At 72.7% G+C, this 16,681-nt stretch carries 13 protein-coding genes; 6 read left to right on the top strand and 7 right to left on the bottom strand.

Translation table 11 applies throughout. From position 1 onward, the window contains the following. Positions 1-14 precede the first annotated feature (14 nt). Positions 15-911 (top strand): oxygenase MpaB family protein, encoded by an 897-nt coding sequence (locus VIU94_RS01465; RefSeq protein ID WP_331906637.1) that lies wholly within the window; start codon positions 15-17, stop codon positions 909-911. On the opposite strand, the gene VIU94_RS01460 is transcribed toward VIU94_RS01465, so the two are convergent. From VIU94_RS01460 to VIU94_RS01435, 6 genes are all read right to left on the bottom strand, one after another. Next, positions 883-2,292: a GH1 family beta-glucosidase gene (locus tag VIU94_RS01460; RefSeq protein WP_331906635.1), complete on the bottom strand. Its 1,410-nt coding sequence runs from the start codon at positions 2,290-2,292 to the stop codon at positions 883-885. The two genes, VIU94_RS01465 and VIU94_RS01460, sit on opposite strands and share 29 nt — an antisense overlap. An 85-nt stretch (positions 2,293-2,377) precedes the next feature. Continuing rightward, positions 2,378-3,214 (bottom strand): carbohydrate ABC transporter permease, encoded by an 837-nt coding sequence (locus tag VIU94_RS01455; protein ID WP_331906633.1) that lies wholly within the window; start codon positions 3,212-3,214, stop codon positions 2,378-2,380. Next, a complete protein-coding gene (locus VIU94_RS01450; RefSeq protein WP_414720866.1) occupies positions 3,211-4,218 on the bottom strand; it encodes a carbohydrate ABC transporter permease in 1,008 nt (335 codons plus the stop codon). Before VIU94_RS01450 ends, VIU94_RS01455 begins: the two co-directional genes overlap by 4 nt. A 41-nt stretch (positions 4,219-4,259) precedes the next feature. Beyond that, positions 4,260-5,549 carry an extracellular solute-binding protein gene (locus tag VIU94_RS01445; RefSeq protein ID WP_331906629.1) on the bottom strand — a complete coding sequence of 430 codons (1,290 nt, stop codon included), beginning with the start codon at positions 5,547-5,549 and terminating at the stop codon, positions 4,260-4,262. Between the two features lie 174 nt (positions 5,550-5,723). Further along, a complete protein-coding gene (locus VIU94_RS01440; RefSeq protein WP_414720865.1) occupies positions 5,724-6,731 on the bottom strand; it encodes a LacI family DNA-binding transcriptional regulator in 1,008 nt (335 codons plus the stop codon). Between the two features lie 239 nt (positions 6,732-6,970). After that, entirely contained in the window at positions 6,971-8,509 is a 1,539-nt protein-coding gene (locus tag VIU94_RS01435) for a M1 family metallopeptidase (RefSeq protein WP_331906625.1), read from the bottom strand. 190 nt (positions 8,510-8,699) lie between these two features. Here VIU94_RS01435 and VIU94_RS01430 point away from each other — a divergent pair, with 190 nt between their 5' ends. The 4 genes from VIU94_RS01430 (at position 8,700) to VIU94_RS01415 (ending at position 14,378) form a co-directional block, all read left to right on the top strand. Beyond that, entirely contained in the window at positions 8,700-10,712 is a 2,013-nt protein-coding gene (locus tag VIU94_RS01430) for a Xaa-Pro dipeptidyl-peptidase (protein WP_331906623.1), read from the top strand. After that, positions 10,709-12,124, top strand: a complete 1,416-nt coding sequence (locus tag VIU94_RS01425; protein WP_331906621.1) for a M14 family metallopeptidase — start codon at positions 10,709-10,711, stop codon at positions 12,122-12,124. Before VIU94_RS01430 ends, VIU94_RS01425 begins: the two co-directional genes overlap by 4 nt. A gap of 143 nt (positions 12,125-12,267) precedes the next feature. Beyond that, entirely contained in the window at positions 12,268-13,935 is a 1,668-nt protein-coding gene (locus tag VIU94_RS01420; protein ID WP_331906619.1) for a BCCT family transporter, read from the top strand. A 137-nt stretch (positions 13,936-14,072) separates the two neighbouring features. Next, positions 14,073-14,378 carry a hypothetical protein gene (locus VIU94_RS01415; protein WP_331906617.1) on the top strand — a complete coding sequence of 102 codons (306 nt, stop codon included), beginning with the start codon at positions 14,073-14,075 and terminating at the stop codon, positions 14,376-14,378. An 83-nt stretch (positions 14,379-14,461) separates the two neighbouring features. On the opposite strand, the gene VIU94_RS01410 is transcribed toward VIU94_RS01415, so the two are convergent. Beyond that, a complete protein-coding gene (locus tag VIU94_RS01410; RefSeq protein ID WP_331906615.1) occupies positions 14,462-15,415 on the bottom strand; it encodes an NAD(P)/FAD-dependent oxidoreductase in 954 nt (317 codons plus the stop codon). A 50-nt stretch (positions 15,416-15,465) separates the two neighbouring features. Between VIU94_RS01410 and VIU94_RS01405 the strand changes: the two genes are divergently transcribed. After that, complete coding sequence (locus VIU94_RS01405; protein ID WP_331906613.1) at positions 15,466-16,482, top strand: oxidoreductase; 1,017 nt, start codon at positions 15,466-15,468, stop codon at positions 16,480-16,482. The last annotated feature ends 199 nt before the right edge of the window (positions 16,483-16,681 follow it).

Here is a 16,681-nt window from a genome sequence, read left to right as displayed (position 1 = left end):
CCGGGGAGGAACCGATGACCAGCAGCACGACCGCCACGCCGGACCGGACGACCGACCCCGCGCCGCCCCCGCCCGGCGGCGTCCTGTGGACCGTCGCCGGTGACATCCGCGCCCTGCTCATGCTCCCCGCCGCGCTGACCATGCAGGTCGCCCACCCCGCCGTCGGCGCCGGCGTCGACGAGCACTCCGTCTTCCGCACCGACCCCTGGGGTCGAGGCGAGCGCTCCCTGCGCTCCGCCCAGCTCTGGGTGTACGGCGGCGAGGCCGCCGCCGAGGAGGGCCGCCGGCTGCGGCGGCTGCACCGGACCATCCAGGGCACCGACACCCGCGGCCGCCCCTACCACGCGCTCACCCCCGCCAACTACTCCTGGGTGCACGCCACCGGCTTCCCCGTCTACCAGCACGGCCTGCGCTACCTCGTCCGGCCCCTCACAGAGGCCCAGGAGCGGCAGCTGTACGCCGAGTGGCTCCAGGTCGGCCGGATCCTCGGCATCCACGACCGGGACATGCCGCAGACCATCGAGGAGTTCTGGCCGTACTACCGTGCGGTCCTCGCCGAGGAGCTGGAGGCCAACACCGTCGTCCGCGAGCTGCTCGCCACCGACGTACGCATGCCGGCCCCCGAGGCGGGCCCGCCGCCGCTTCGGCTGCTGCTGCGCGCCCTGTGGCCGGTGGTCCTGCCGCGCTTCCTGCGACTGCGGGCCTTCGTCACCGTCGGCCTGATGCCGCCCGACGCCCGCGCCGCGCTCGGCCTGGACTGGACCGACGCGCAGGAGCGCACCCTGCGCCGATTCACCCGCGTCGTGCGCGCCGTCGTGCCCGTGCTGCCCGAGCGGCTGCGCTACCTGCCGCTCGCCCGCGGCGCCCGCCGGGCGGCCCGGCTCAGCGCGCGAGCCCACCCCGCGCGATGACCCCCGCGTACCAGCGCGCGCTGTCCTTCGGCGTACGGCGCTGGGACGCGAAGTCCACATGGACGATCCCGAACCGCTTGCCGTAGCCGTACGCCCACTCGAAATTGTCGAGCAGCGACCAGAGGAAGTAACCGCGCACGTCCGCGCCGGCCCCGATCGCCCGGTGCACCGCCCCGAGGTGCGCGTCCACGTACGCCACCCGCTCCGGATCGTGCACCGCGCCCGACGGGTCGGCGTAGTCGTCGTACGCCGCCCCGTTCTCGGTGACCAGCAGCGGCGTCCCGGGCAGCTCGCCGGACAGCCGGGTCAGCACCTCGTACAGGCCCTCCGCGTCCACGGGCCAGTCCATCGCCGTGCGCGGGCCCGGCGCGGGCACGAACCGCACCTGGCCGGCCGCGCCCGGCCAGGGCGAGGGCTCGGCGGACGGCTCGGGCGGGCCCGCCGCGACGACGGCGGGGGAGTAGTAGTTGACGCCCAGCGAGTCGACCGGCGCGCTCGCCGCCCGTAGATCCCCGTCGCGCACGTAGGACCAGTCCGTGATCCCGGCCGTGTCCTCGACCAGGTCGGTGGGCAGCCGGCCGTGGAAGACCGGATCGAGGAAGATCCGGTTGCCGACGGCGTCGACCCGGCGGGCCGCCGCCACGTCGTGCGGCGCGTCGGAGTACGGGCGCACGGCGTGCACGTTCAGTGTCAGCGAGATCTCGGCCGGGCGGGGCAGCACGGCCCGCAGCGCCGCGACCGCCCACCCGTGCGCCAGGTTCAGATGGTGCGCGGCGCGCAGCGCGGCCGCCGGGTCGGTGCGGCCGGGGGCGTGGACACCGGAGGCGTAGCCGAGGAAGGCCGCGCACCACGGCTCGTTGAGCGTGGTCCAGGTGGCCACCCGGTCGCCCAGGGCCTCGGCGACGAGCGCCGCGTAGTCGGCGAAGCGCTCCGCGGTGTCGCGGTGCGGCCAGCCGCCTGCGTCCTCCAGCTCCTGGGGCAGGTCCCAGTGGTAGAGGGTGGCCACCGGCCGGATGCCGGCGTTCAGCAGGTCGTCGACGAGACGCCGATAGAAGTCCAGCCCCTTCTGGTTGGCGGGCCCCCGGCCGGTCGGCTGCACTCGGGGCCAGCCGACCGAGAACCGGTAGTCGGTGAGGCCGAGCACCCGCATCAGCGCTATGTCCTCGGGCATCCGGTGATAGTGGTCGGCGGCGATGTCGCCGGTGTCGCCGTTGCGCACCCGGCCCGGGACGCGGCTGAAGGCGTCCCAGATCGACGGCGTGCGGCCGTCCTCGGCCGCCGCCCCCTCGATCTGGTACGCCGCGGTCGCCGCGCCCCAGCGGAATCCGGCCGGGAACGACAGCGTCGTGCCCGCCTCGGGGCGCGCCTGCACTGTGTTCATCTTCGCGGAACTCCCTTGTGATGGAGTGAATGTGAGAAGGCCTCAGTTGTTGAGGTCGTGGGCGCGAACCGCCGCGCTCGCCCCGTCAGCCCTTGACCGCGCCCTGCATGATGCCGCCGACGATCTGCCGGCCGAGCAGGCCGAAGACCAGCAGCACCGGCAGGGTGCCGAGCAGCGTGCCCGCCATGATCACCGACTGGTCGTGGACATAGCCGCCGCCGAGCTGGCGCAGCGCCACCTGCACCGTCGGCTCGGAGGACGAGAGCGCGATCACCGGCCAGAAGAAGTCGTTCCAGGCGGCCATGAAGGTCAACAGACCCAGCACCGCCATCCCGGGGCGGGCCACCGGCAGCACGATCGAGCGGAAGATCCGCGCCGAGGACGCGCCGTCCACCCGGGCTGCCTCGATCAGCTCGTCGGGGAGCGCCTGCACGAGGAACTGCCGCATGAAGAAGACCCCGAAGGCCGAGACGAGACCCGGCAGGATCACTGCCCGCAGCTCGTTCACCCAGCCCAGCTCGGCGATCACCATGAACAGCGGAATCACCCCGAGCTGCGGCGGGATCATCATCGTGCCGACGGTCAGCGTGAGCAGCGCGCCCCGACCCCGGAACCGCAGCTTGGCGAAGGCGAAGCCGGCCAGCGTGCAGCACAGGACGGTGCCGACGGTGATCGACCCGGAGACGATCAGCGAGTTGAGCAGCGCCCGGCCGATGTCCGCCTCCTCCAGGACGGCTTGGACGTTGCGCAGCAGATGCGGTCCAGGCAGCAGGCTCGGGGGCACCTTCGCGAGGTCCGCGTTGGACCGGCTCGCGGCGACGATCGTCCAGTAGAAGGGGAAGGCGGCGACCAGGACGGCCAGGATCAGCACCGTGTAGGCGATCCTCCCGCCGTGCCCCGCCCGGCCGGCGCGGGCGCTCACGGGCGTACCTCCTCGCGGGAACGGCGGCGCGCGAGCAGGGCGTTGACCCCGACGAGCACCACGATCAGCAGGAACATCAGCCAGGCGACGGCGGCCGCCCGACCCAGATGGAAGAAGCCCCAGCCCTGCTCGTACAGATAGAGCCCGAGGGTCTGGTACTGGTGCGAGATGCCGCCCGAGACCGAGCCCTCGAAGAGCAGTGGCTCGCCGAACAGTTGGGTCGCGCCGATCGTCGACACGACGGCGGTGAAGACGATCGTCGGACGCAGCCCGGGCAGCGTGACATGAACGAACTGCCGCCACCGGGAGGCCCCGTCCACCTCCGCGGCCTCGTACAGCTCGGCCGAGATCGACTGCATGCCGGCCAGGTAGATCAGCGCGTTGTAGCCGGTCCAGCGCCAGACGACGATCGAGGAGACGGCGATCTGGGAGGCCAGGGTGCCGTTCTGCCAGTCGACCGGCCCCAGGCCCACCAGCCCGGCCAGGTAGTTGACCAGGCCGAAGTCCCGGCCGAAGAGCTGGGCGAAGACGAGGGTGGCGGCGGCCACCGAGGTCGCGTACGGCAGCAGCATCGCGGTGCGGAAGAACGTCCGCCCGCGCAGCTTGTAGTGCAGCAGATGCGCGAGGCCCAGGGCCATCGCGAGCTGCGGGACGGTCGACAGGACGCCGATGGTGAAGGTGTTGCGCAGCGCGGTCCAGAAGAACTCGTCCGTGAGGATCGCGGTGTAGTTGCCGAGCCCGCGCCACTGCAGGTCGCCCGGGGTCTGCAGCTCGACCCGGTACAGCGAGACGAAGGCGGTGTAGAGCAGCGGGAAGAGCCCGAAGGCGGCGAACAGGACGAAGAACGGGGCGACATAGGCGTACGGGGCGAGGGTGCGCGGGCGGCTCACGAGGCGGGCCCTTCGGCAGCGGGGGACGGGGCGGGGCGGGCGGCCGGTCCGGGGAGCAGGAGGCTCCGGTCGGCCGGTGCTCGGCCGATGGCGGTCGGCTCGTGCTCGGCCGATGGCGGTCGGCTCGTGCTCGGCCGATCGCGGTCGGCTCGTGCTCAGCCGGTGGCGTTCGCCACGCCCTTGCGCGCGTTCGACCAGGCCTTGTCCGGTGCGGTGCCCTTGCGTTCGACCTCGCTCAGCGCGTTGGTGATCTGGTCGGCGACGTTCTTGTCGTGGACGCCGAGCACCTGCACCGGGGCGGCCTTCGCCGCCTCGCCGAAGATCCGCCCGATCGGAGCGCCGGAGAAATACGGGTCGGTGGCGTCGGCGATCGCGTCGATCGCACCCGTGGAGGAGGGGAAGTTGCCCTGCTTGCGGAACAGCTTCGCCTGCTGCTCGGGCGCGGTGAGCCAGGCGATCAGCGCGTACGCCTCCTTCTTGTGCTTCGCGGCCCGGGGCACGGTCAGGTACGAGCCGCCCCAGTTGCCCGCGCCGCCCGGGAGCTTCGCGACGTCCCACTTGCCCTTCCCGCCCTCGCCCGCCTGGCCCTTGATGTAGCCGAGCATCCAGGCGGGGCAGGGCAGCGTGGCGAACGAGCCGGCCGCGAAGGCCTGGTTCCACTGCGGCGACCACTGGTCGAGCTCGGCGCTCAGTCCGTCCTTCGCGGCGCGGACCGAGGTGTCCCAGGCGGTCTTCACGGCCGGATTCGTGTCATAGACCAGGTCCCCGGAGGCGTTGTAGTACCGCTCCTCCTCCTGGCCGATCATGACGGTGAACAGGCTGCCCACGCTGTCCAGCCAGGCGCTCTTCGCCGGGGCCTTAGCCCGGTACTGCCGCCCGAGCTCCAGGTAGCCGTCCCAGGTCGACCAGCGCTGCGCGAGCGCGGCGCGGTCGGTGGGCAGGCCGGCCTGCCGGAACAGGTCGGTGCGGTAGCACATCGCCTCGGGGCCGACGTCGGTGCCGAGACCGAGCACCCGGCCGTCCTCGGCGGTGGCCGCGGACCACTTGGCGGCGGCGAACGAGCTCTTGAGCGAGGCCGCGCCGTACCGGTTCAAGTCCTCGAACTTGTCGGCCTGTTGACGGGTGACGGAGGCGATCCGGCCGACCTCCACGGCCTGCACGTCGGCCAGTCCGCCGCCCCCGGCGAGCCGGGTCTGCAGCGACTTCCAGTAGTCCTGCTCGTCCTCGGTGTCGGTCTGCTTGACGCGGACGCCGGGGTGCAGCTTCTCGTACTCGGCGTACAGCCCGGCCTCCTGGTAGCCGAACGAGCCGAACAGATCGACGGTGAGAGTGATCTCGCCGCCCGCTCCGTCGGAACCTCCGGAGGACCCGGACCCGCAGGCGGCGAGGAGCGCCCCGGCGAGGGCGACCGCGCCGAGTCGTACGACGGCTCTGGCTCTGGGCATGGGGAAGCCTCCCTTGGCTTCGGGGGGACGTGGACGGCTCCGGCGATCAGAGAGGGCTCTCAAGAACGCTTGAGAGCGCTCTCAGGAATGCGTCTGGAGCGTGCCCGGCGTGAGCGCGTCCCGTCAAGAGGCGTGCGGAGGATTCAGGGTCGAGGCGCGGCGCGTGCGGAGGATTCAGGCCGAGGCGCGCCGAACCAGAGCGGTCGGGGTGACGACCGGCTCGACTCCGGTCCCGTCGTCCAGCAGGCGCATCAGCAGCCGGACCATCAACCGGCCCATGCCCTCCACGTCCTGACGGACCGTCGTCAGCGGCGGGTCGGTGGCCTCGGCGATCGGGAGCATGTCGTCGAAGCCGACCAGCGCCACGTCGTCCGGGACCCGCAGCCCCCGTGCGCGCAGCACCCGCAGTGCGCCCGAGGCCATCAGGTCGTTGGCGGCGAACACCGCGTCCAGGTCCGGCCGCCGGGCGAGCAGCTCGGCCATCGCCCCGGCCCCGCTCTCCTCGGTGAACGCGCCCTGTGCCACCAACGCCAGGTCGCTGTCGGGGAGTTCGTCGCGGTAGCCGGCCAGCCGGTCGACCGCCGAGGTCTGGTCGGCCGGTCCGGCGATATGCGCGATGCGCGACCGGCCCAGCGCGCGCAGATGGCGTACCGCGTCCCGCGCGCCGCCCCGGTTGTCGCAGTCCACGTACGGCACCGCCGGCTCGTCCGCCGCGGCCGTCCAGCCGGGCCGGCCGCCGAACACCGTCGGTACCTGGACGCCGCGGACGAGCCCCGGCAGCGGATCGTCGTCGTGCAGCGAGAAGGCGAGCGCGCCGTCGACGTGTCCGCCGCCCAGATACCGCGCGATCCGCTCGTGGTCGTCCGGACCCTCCACCCACAGCAGCACCAACTGGGCGTCATACACCACGAGTTCGCGGCTGATGCCGCGCAGCTGCCGCTCGAAGAACGGGTCGGAGAAGATCCGCAGCTCGGGCTCGGCGATGACCACGGCGACGGCCCCGTTCCGCCGGGTGACCAGGGTTCGGGCGGCGTGGTTCGGGATGTACCCGAGCTCCTCGACGGCCTTGCGGACCTTGACCACGAGCGCCTCGCGGACCCCGGCCCCGCCGTTGACGACTCGGGACACCGTCGCCCGCGAGACCCCGGCCCGCGCGGCCACCGCCTCAAGGGTGGGCCGCATCCCGGACGTCGTTTCGCTCAAGATCGGCTCCCCACGAACGCTGACGGTACTGACGGCCACGAGAGTAACCGCTTCCCACCGCGATGCGACCTCCCCAGACTCCGTCCGGGAGACTCCCAGGGAGAGCGCTCTCAGTGCGCGGCCGGCCCGCCGCTCGCGCCACACGGGCGGAACGGCGGGCCGGCCGGCTGCGGATCAACGGCGGGTCAGCTGCGGATCAGCGACGGATCAGCAGCGGCTCAATGACCCTGCTCGTGCTCCCGGCCGTGGTCGTGCACCGTGTTCGTCGCCGCGATCTTCCTCCAGGACTTCGGCTGCACCGGCTTCGCCGCCGGGGCCGCATCCGGACCCGCCGTCCGCACCGAGAGCCCCGCCTCGGCGGCCGTGCCCGCGGCCGGCTTCGCAGGCTGGTACAGCCAGGTGTCGAAGAGGCCCGCCAGCGGCTTGCCGGAGACCCGCTCCGCGTACGCCACGAAGTCGCCGACCTTGGCGTTGCCGTACGCCCGCTCCGTCGGCCAGCCCTTCAGGATCGCGAAGAAGTCCTCGTCGCCGAGATCGTTCCGCAGCGCCTGCAGAGCCAGCGCACCCCGGTCGTACACGGCGATGTGGAACTGGTTGTCGGGCCCCGGGTCGCCCGGCTTCACCGTCCAGAACGGGTCGTCGGCGGCCCGGTTCGCGTACACGTAGTCGGCCAGCTCCTGAGCCGTGCCCTCGCCCTCCTTCTCGGACCACAGCCACTGGCTGTACCGGGCGAAGCCCTCGTTGACCCAGATGTCCTTCCAGCCGTCGACCGAGACGCTGTCGCCGTACCACTGGTGCGCCAGCTCGTGCACGACCACGGAGACGTTCGCCCCGTTGGCGAACTGCCGCGGGCTATAGAACGGCCGGGTCTGCGTCTCCAGCGCGTACCCGCTGGTCACGTTGGGCACGTAACCGCCCAGCGCGTTGAACGGGTACGGTCCGAAGACCTCCTCCAGCCACTCCGCGACCTCGGTGGTGCGCTCCAGCGAGGCGCGCGCCGCGCCCGCGTTGTCGCCGAGATCCTTGCTGTAGGCGTTGAGGACGGGCAGCCCCTTGGCGGTCTTGTCCGTGGTGATGTCGAACTTGCCTACCGCGAGCGTGGCCAGATACGTCGCCTGAGGCTTGTTGGAGCGCCAGTTGTAGCGGGTCCAGCCGAGCCGCGAGGACTGCGACTGGAGCACGCCGTTGCTGATCGCCTGGGTGCCGTCCGGCACCGACACCGAGACGTCGTAGGTCGCCTTGTCCAGCGGGTGGTCGTTGGACGGGAACCACCAGACCGCGGAGTCCGGCTCCTGCGCCGCCACGCCGCCGTCGGGGGTGCGGTGCCAGGCGCTCCAGCCGCCGATCTTCAGCTCGGAGGGCTTGCCCGCGTACCGGACCACGACGGTGACCGGGGTGTTCTTGGCCAGCGGCGTGGCCGGGGTGACCTCCAGCTCGTGGTCGCCCGAGGCGGCGAACGCGGCCTTGCGCCCGTTCACCCGCACCTCGCTGACCCGCAGGCCGAGGTCGAGGTTGAAGCGGGACAGGTTCTGCGTGGCCGTGGCGAGGAGGGTCGCCGTGCCTTCCAGCAGGTCGGTGGCCGGCTGGTACTTCAGCCGCAGGTCGTAGTGGGAGACGTCGTATCCGCCGTTCCCGCTGGCCGGGTAGTAGGCGTCGCCGATGCCCGGGGCGCCGGGGTCGAAGCTCGCCGCCGATGCCGGGATCGCCAGCAGGACGGAGGCCGCGAGAGCGCTCGGAACGATGATTCTGCGGTGCACAGGGGCTCCAAACGTGAGGAAGCGTAAGACGCGTGGGTGGGCGTCGGTCCTTAGCCACCTCATCAGACCCCCGACACGTCGTCATGTCCACAGGCCCTCCTGTCACACGATCGCCATTCGGCCGACATGAACCATTCGACCCTCGACTGCACTCTTTTGCTCGGGAGTTGACCGGGGTACGTTCCGCCCCATGCCGATACGTGTACGGAGAACCCGTAGAGCTCGTAAGTCAGGCAGAACCCTGGTCGTGGCCGCCGCGGCCGCCCTGATGGCCGCACTGGTCGCGCCGACCGGCGCTCAGGCGGACGTCGCTCAAGCGGCCGCCCCGGTCAGGGAGTCGCAGCCCGTTCACTCGTACGCCGACGCCGTCCGCGAGTCCGTCTGGGTGGACACCGGGCTCGACGGCGACCGGGACGGCCGCACCGACCGCGTCGCCGTCGACATCGTCCGGCCGCGCGAACCCGCCGCGGCCGGGCGGAAGATCCCGGTAGTGATGGACGCCAGCCCGTACTACTCCTGCTGCGGACGCGGCAACGAGGGCCAGAAGAAGACGTACGACGCCGACGGCAACCCCGTCCAGTTCCCGCTGTACTACGACAACTTCTTCGTACCCCGCGGCTACGCCTTCGTCGCCGTCGACCTCGCCGGCACCAGCCGCTCCGACGGCTGCGACGACGTCGGCGGCCGCTCCGACATCCAGTCCGCCAAGGCCGTCGTCGACTGGCTGAACGGCCGGGCCCGGGGCTACACCACCCGCACCGGCAACGATCGTGCACGGGCCACTACGTGGTCGACCGGCGACGTCGGCATGATCGGCAAGAGCTGGGACGGCACCATCGCCAACGGCGTCGCCGCCACCGGCGTCGAGGGTCTGAAGACCATCGTCCCGATCGGCGCGATCTCCTCCTGGTACGACTACTTCCACTCCCAGGGCGCGCCGCTCTACAACGCCAACCCGACCTGGCTCTCCGACTACGTCAACAGCCCCGAGGGGCGGGCCCGTTGCGGAGCCGTCCAGGACCGGATCGCCGCGGACACCCCGTACAGCGGCGACTGGACCCGCGCCTGGACCGAGCGGGACTACGTCCCCGACGCCTCGCGCGTGAAGGCCAGCGTCTTCGTCGTGCACGGGCAGCAGGACCTCAACGTCCGCGCCAACCAGTTCGGTCAGTGGTGGGACGCGCTCGCCGCCCAGGGCGTCGAGCGCAAGATCTGGCTCTCCCAGACCGGCCACGTCGACCCCTTCGACTTCCGTCGCGCCGACTGGGTGCGCACCCTGCACCGCTGGTTCGACCACTACCTGCTCGGTTATGACAACGGCATCGACCGCGAGCCCATGGCCGACGTCGAGCGCGCCCCCGACCGCTGGTCCACCGACCGCGTCTGGCCGGCGCGCGCCGCCTCCGCGACCACACTGCGCCCCGGCACCGGCGCCGCGCCCGGCGTCGGCGCCCTGACCCCGAGCCGGGCCCCGGCCGGCGCCACCGAGACCTTCACCGACGACCCGGCGCTCGGCGAGACCGACTGGGCCGCGCAGATCGACCGGTCGACCCCGTCGAAGGCCGGCTTCGTCACCGTCCCGCTCACCCGCGACCTGCGGCTGTCCGGCCCGTCGACGGTGACCGTCACCGCCACGCCGACCACCGCCACCGCGCACCTCTCCGCGGTCCTCGTCGACCTCGGCCCGGACACTGTCCGCGACTACGCGGCCGCCGGCGAGGGCATCACCACGCTTCCCGAGCGCACCTGCTGGGGCGCGAGCACGCCCGGCGACAGCGCCTGCTTCAAGGAGACCCGGGCGCGTACGGCGAACGTGCAGTACACGATCGTCAGCCGCGGCTGGGCGGATCTCGGCACCTGGGCCGATCCGCGCGCGGAGCGCCCGCTGACGCCCGGCCGGGCGTACGCGTTCACTCTGAAGCTGGCCGCGACCGACCACGTCGTGCCGGCCGGGCACCGGCTCGCCCTGATCATCGGCGGCACGGACAAGGACCTGATCGACCCTCCGTCGACCACGCCGACGCTCACCCTCGACCTCGCCCGCACCTCGGCGCGACTGCCGCTGGTCGGCGGGGCCGAGGCATTCGCGCGGGCGACCGCCGGCTCCTCGTCCGCCGCCCGCGTGGCCCCCGGCGCGCCGCCGCTCAGCGGCGTCGCCGGACCGCGCTCCGACCGCCCGATCCCGGAAGGGGCCGCCCGATGAGCGCCGCGTTCCGTACGTCCCGTACGCGTGAGTCCTTCGCCCCTACGCCAGGCACCTGTACGCCAGGCGCCCGTACGACCCGATCCCGTGCATCCGGCGCCCGTACGACCCGCACCCGTACATCCGGCACCCGTGCACTCGTCCTGACCGCGACCGTCGCCGCGCTCGGTCTGTCCCTGCTCAACGCGCCCGCGCAGGCCGCCGACGGGCCCGGCTCCGCCCCGCTGCCGCGCACCGGCTTCGAGACGAGCAACGGGGCCCGCTGGACCACCGAGGCCGAGGAGGGGGACTTCCTGGCCGCCGTGGACCGCGGCAGCGATCGGGTCTCCGTCCGTACGATCGGCGCCACCGGCCAGGGCTGGCCGCTGCGGCTCGTCACCGTCGGCACCGGGAAGACCGGGAACACGGTGCTGCTGATCTGCAGCCAGCACGGCGACGAGCCGTCCGGCCGCGAAGCCTGCCTCAGCACCGTGCGCGAACTCGGAACGGCCACCGACCCGCAGACCCGGCGCTTCCTCGCCCGTACCACCGTCCTCGTCGTCCCCACCGCCAACCCGGACGGTCGGGCCGCCGACACCCGGGGCAACGCCGACGGCGTCGACGTCAACCGCGACCACATCGCCCTGAAGACGAACGAGGGCCGGGCCCTGGCCGCCGTGATCCGGGACCGCCGGCCGGACGTGATCTACGACCTGCACGAGTACGGCGGCACCTCGCCGTACTACGACAAGGACCTGCTCGCCCTGTGGCCGCGCAACCTCAACACCGACCCGGACGTCCACGCCGAGGCGAACGCCCTCTCCGAGCGGTACGTCCGCCCCGCCGCCGGCGCGGCCGGGTTCAGCAGCGGCATCTACGGCCTGTGGACCGACCCGGTCACCGGGGAGACGGTCAAGCAGGTCGCGGGCGACGGCCAGGAGCGCATCCTGCGGAACACGGCCGGCGTCAAGCACGCGGTCGGCCTGCTGGTGGAGACCCGGGTCGAGCCCCTGACGGAGGCGGACAAGGCCGATCCGGCGCGGAACCAGCGCCGCCGGGTCGACAGCCAACTCGTCGCCCTCAAGGGCGCGCTCTCGTTCGTCGACGAGCGGCGCGGCCCGATCGAGGCGGCCACCTCGGCCGCCCGCGTCGCCGGCTTCGCCGACCGCGGGCCGGTCTACCTCGGCGGCGCAGACAACGACCCGGCGGAACCCGCCGAGATCGTCCAGGACCCGCCCTGCGGCTACCGGCTCGACGCCGCGCAGTACGCGCAGTTCGGCGACGAGCTCGCGCTGCACGGGGTCACCGTCCGGCGCACCGGTGACGGAGCGTACGTACCGCTGCGGCAGTCGCAACGGGCGCTCGTGCCGCTGCTCCTCGACGAGCGGGCGGCATTCCGGATCACAACGGGGCAAGCTGTCAACGCCTGTTGATCCCGGGAGTCGGGCACCGCATGTGCTAGGCGTTACGGAGAGCCACGCTCGTTGGCTTCCCGACCCTGCGAAAGGTGCCTGAAGTGACGCACGATCAGCCGGGACCGGACAGGTCCCGGGAGGGGGACCGGGGAGGACGGCCGGTGACGGCGGACCTCCCCGGCGGCCCCGAGCACCATCACCGCGCCCGCACCGACCGGATCGTCTTCGGTGTCACCGCGGTCCTCACCGTCGCCTTCGTCCTCTGGGGCGCGATCGCCACCGACAGCCTGGAGAGCGTCTCCAACTCGCTGCTCACCGGTCTGATCCACAACGGCGGCTGGGCGTTCATGCTGGCCGCGTCCGGCTTCGTGGTCTTCGCGCTGTGGCTGGCGATCAGCCGCTACGGCCGGATCACCCTCGGCCAGGAGAACGAGGGGCCCGAGTTCCGGACGGTGTCCTGGATCGCGATGATGTTCAGCGCGGGCATGGGCATCGGCCTGATGTTCTACGGCGTGAGCGAGCCGCTCGCCCACTACGGCACCCCGCCGCCCGGCACCCACCCCGCGGACTCGGCCGAGCGCATGCAGACCGCCATGGCCACCACCCTCTTCCACTGGACCCTGCACCCCTGGGCGATCTACGCCGTGGTGGGCCTGGCCATCGCCTACTCGACCTTCCGGCGCCGCCGGCGGCAGACCATCAGCGCCGTGTTCGTCCCGCTGATCGGCAAGCGGCACGCGTACGGGACGGGCGGCCGGATCATCGACATCCTGGCCATCTTCGCCACCCTCTTCGGCTCGGCGGCCTCGCTGGGGCTGGGCGCGCTGCAGATCGGCAGCGGGGTCCAGGAGCTGGGCTGGATGGACAAGGTGAGCACCGGGCTGCTCGTCGGCATCATCGCCGCGCTGACCGTGGCCTTCGTGCTGTCCGCCGTCTCCGGGGTGGAGAAGGGCATCCAGTGGCTGTCCAACACCAACATGGTGCTCGCGGTGGTCCTCGCCGTCTTCGTCTTCGTCGCCGGGCCGACCATCATCGTGCTCGACCTGCTGCCGACGTCGCTCGGCGCCTACCTGGGCGACCTGCCCCAGATGGCCGGCCGGACCGAGGCGGCCGGGGGCCGGAACGTGGCGGACTGGCTGGGCAGTTGGACGGTCTTCTACTGGGCGTGGTGGATTTCCTGGACCCCGTTCGTCGGCATGTTCATCGCCCGGATCAGCCGCGGCCGGACGATCCGTCAGTTCGTCGGCGGCGTCATCCTCGTCCCGAGCGCGGTCAGCCTGGTCTGGTTCGCCGTCTTCGGCGGCACGGCGATGAAGCTGCGGGAGCGCGGCGCGCTGGCGGGCGAGGACACTCCGGAGGGCCAACTCTTCGGCCTGCTCAAGGAGTTCCCCATCCCCACCGCGATGAGTCTGCTGGTGATGGTGCTGGTCGGGATCTTCTTCGTCTCCGGCGCGGACGCGGCGTCGATCGTGATGGGGACGCTGTCGCAGCGCGGGTCCTTCGAGCCGACGCGGCCGGTCGTGGTCTTCTGGGGCGTGCTGACCGGCGCGGTGGCGGCGATCATGCTGATCATCGGCAATGGGCAGGGCGACGCGCTCGCCGGGCTGCAGAACCTGACGATCCTGGTCGCCGCGCCGTTCGCGCTGGTGATGATCGGCATGTGCGTGGCGCTGATGCGGGACCTTCGGGAGGACCCGCTGATCGTGCGGGGCGAGGTCGGCATCGAGGTCGTCGAACTCGCGGTGATCGCCGGACACGAGAAGTACGACGGCGACTTCGAGCTGCGGATCGGGCCGACGCCGCCCGGCGGGTCGGGTGAGTCGCGGTGAGCCCGGTGAGCCCGGTGAGTCGGTGTGCGTCGCGGTGAGTCGCGTGCGGACCATGATCGAAATGGGTGTAAATTACGCATTGGTATTGACCACACCGTTCAACGGGTCCTCGGGACCCTGAAGTTGGAGCACCACCCATGCGTCGCATTCTGACGACCTTCACCATGTCCACGCTCGTGGCCGGCACCGTGCTGCTCGGCACGGGCGCCTTCTCCGCCCCCTCGGTCTCGAGCGAGCGCTTCGCGCCCGTCGCCCAGAAGACCTGCGACATCCCGCAGATGCGCGCCGAGATCCGCGACGGCCGCAACAGGGCTGCCGCGCTCGAGCGCCTCGGCGCGTACGGGGACGCCAAGAAGGCCCGCGCACAGGCCGACGCGACCGAGCGCCTGATGAACGCGTGCATCGCGTCGGACGAGAACCTGTCGAAGCCGCGCTGGAAGTAACGGCGCGCAGTCGACCGCCCGTCCCGCTCTGTGCGGGGCGGGCGGCCGCGTTTTGCGCGGCTGGGGCCCAGCCGGTCGCGCTCTCAGGCCAAGTCCGCCGCTGCGCGGGCGCAGCCCCAGGCGACCGTGACGCCGGCGCCCCCGTGCCCGTAGTTGTGCACCAGGCGGCCGCCGCCCGGCAGCGGCTCCGCCGCGATCCGTACCCCGCCCGCGCGGGACGGCCGCAGCCCCACCCGGTGGCCGATGATCCGCGCCCCGGCGATCTCCGGTCGGATCCGCGCGCACCGCGCCACGATCGCCGCCGCGGTCTCCTCGTCCGGTGCGGTCCGCTCGTCGCCGTCCTCCGCCGTCCCGCCGAGGATCAGCCGCCCCGGCTGCGGGAAGAAGTACGTCGTCGCGCTCGACGCCGGATCCGCGGCGGTGAACCACTCCTCGATCCCGGGGTTCTCCACCAGCACCAACTGCCCCCGTACCGGGCGCAACCCGTCGTCCGACGTGAGCGATCGGGCCCCGAGCCCCGTGCAGTTGACCACCACCGGCGCGTCGGCCTCCGCGAACGAGGCGAGAGTCCGCCGCTCGACCGTCCCGCCGGTCGCCGCCAACCGGTCCTCCAGCCAGCCGAGATGGACGGGCATGTCGATCAGCGGCAACCGGGCCGCCAGGCCCGTACGGTACGGCCCCGGCACCTCCTCCGGCGCCGCCCGCCGCAGCCCCGCCACTTCGCCGGCCCAGGAGCCGAGCTCGTCGAGGTCCGTGTCCGCCTGCACGCCGTCCGCCATCCGCACCCCGGTGCGCTCCGGCTCGGCCGCCAGCTTCTCGTACACCCGCAGCGAGGCGAGCGACCACGCGCCGACCTCCGCCTCCGGCTCGATCCGGTACGGCCACCACAGCGCGCCGGCCACCGCCGACGTCGTCTCCGCGGGCGCGTCCCGGGTCCACACCCGGACCCGGCGGCCGCGCTCCGCCAGCGTCACCGCCGTCGTCAGGCCGATGACCCCGGCCCCCACCACGATCACTTCGTCCGCATCGCCGCTCATGGCCGGACGGTAGCGGAATCGTCACTGCAGCGGGTGGGGATACTTGAGACATGGCAGCCGAGTACGCGACCTTCGCCCTGGCTCCCGCGGTGCGCGCCGGCGGCGTCCTGGTCCGGGGCGCGCAGCGGCTCCACCGCGACTTCCTGGATTTCGTCGTCGACGGGCGGCCGCTGCTCCAGGAGCTCTCCGAACTCGACGCCGTCTCCCCGCTCGCCGCGGACGTGCCGCCGGAGATCTTCGCCGAAGACGTACGGCGGCTGCTGCTCGACGCCGAGCCGCCGCTAGCCGACGGGCGCTTCATCCTGTACGCCTGCCCCGAGTGCGCGGGGCTCGACTGCGGCGCGGTCACGGCCGTGATCGAGCGCGACGGCGACGCGGTCGTCTGGCGCGACTTCGCCTGGCAGACCGACGAGCCCGCCGACCTGGAGCGCAACGGCTACCAGGGCATAGGCCCCTTCCGGTTCCGCGCCGACGAGTACCGGGCCGCGCTCGAACCGCTGCTCGCGACGGAGGAGCCGCGGGTCCGTCCCCGGGTGCTGCTCGTCGGCCCGCGCTCCGCGCGGCTCGCCTCCGCCCTGCGCTCCATCGGGGTTGGCGCGGACATCGCGCGGGAGGGCGTCACAGGGGATGATCTGCGCGGCTACGGCGCGGTCGCCTTCGGCCCGGCGACCGCCGAGCCCGCGCGGGCGGCCGTACGCGCGGCCTTCGCCCGAGCCGGCATCGCCGACGTCGCGTACGTCGACGGCCTGGCCCCGATGATCCCCGTACTGGTCGCCCAGATCGCCCACGCCCTCGACCGCACGGAGAGTCGCCAAGTAACCCGGCTGGAGGCGGCGGCAGGCGAGGCGGTGGTGGAAGTCACGGCCCGCTGCCGCGTCACCCTGGTCGCGTACCGCCGCGACGCCCTACGCCGCACCCGCATGGGCCTCCTCCACGACGAGGTACTGCCCCCTGGCGTCCACCGAATCCCCCTGGACCCGAGCGCCGTCAAGGGCCGCACTTTCGTAGTCGCCCGCACCACGTCGAGCGTCCCGGTCGCGCCGACGGAGTACCGGCCGGAGGGGTAGGGGGTGACGGGGGCCGGAGGAGTAGGCGGCTGCTGGCGGTCGGCGGGCCGCGGCCGCACGGTCTGCTGGAGGGGCGCGGGCTGCGAGTGCCACGTACTGCCGACCGGGCACGGCCGCGGGCCGTGTCTCCCGTCGTGCTGGCGCGGGCCGGGGGTGCCTCACGCCCCGCCGACCGGGCCGGCCCGCAGCTCCGAGCTCC

It is taken from the genome of Streptomyces sp., assembly GCF_036566765.1.
Lineage (GTDB): Bacteria > Actinomycetota > Actinomycetes > Streptomycetales > Streptomycetaceae > Streptomyces.
The sequence above is the reverse complement of the archived record's forward strand: the minus strand, read 5'-3'. Positions and strand labels throughout refer to the sequence as shown.

Coding starts and splice junctions, on each gene's coding strand:
- VIU94_RS01425 (WP_331906621.1), top strand. CDS start 10,709: ATGAGCGCCGCGTTCCGTACGTCCCGTACGCGTGAGTCCTTCGCCCCT.
- VIU94_RS01415 (WP_331906617.1), top strand. CDS start 14,073: ATGCGTCGCATTCTGACGACCTTCACCATGTCCACGCTCGTGGCCGGC.
- VIU94_RS01445 (WP_331906629.1), bottom strand. CDS start 5,549: ATGCCCAGAGCCAGAGCCGTCGTACGACTCGGCGCGGTCGCCCTCGCC.
- VIU94_RS01440 (WP_414720865.1), bottom strand. CDS start 6,731: ATGCGGCCCACCCTTGAGGCGGTGGCCGCGCGGGCCGGGGTCTCGCGG.
- VIU94_RS01465 (WP_331906637.1), top strand. CDS start 15: ATGACCAGCAGCACGACCGCCACGCCGGACCGGACGACCGACCCCGCG.
- VIU94_RS01430 (WP_331906623.1), top strand. CDS start 8,700: ATGCCGATACGTGTACGGAGAACCCGTAGAGCTCGTAAGTCAGGCAGA.
- VIU94_RS01405 (WP_331906613.1), top strand. CDS start 15,466: ATGGCAGCCGAGTACGCGACCTTCGCCCTGGCTCCCGCGGTGCGCGCC.
- VIU94_RS01460 (WP_331906635.1), bottom strand. CDS start 2,292: ATGAACACAGTGCAGGCGCGCCCCGAGGCGGGCACGACGCTGTCGTTC.
- VIU94_RS01410 (WP_331906615.1), bottom strand. CDS start 15,415: ATGAGCGGCGATGCGGACGAAGTGATCGTGGTGGGGGCCGGGGTCATC.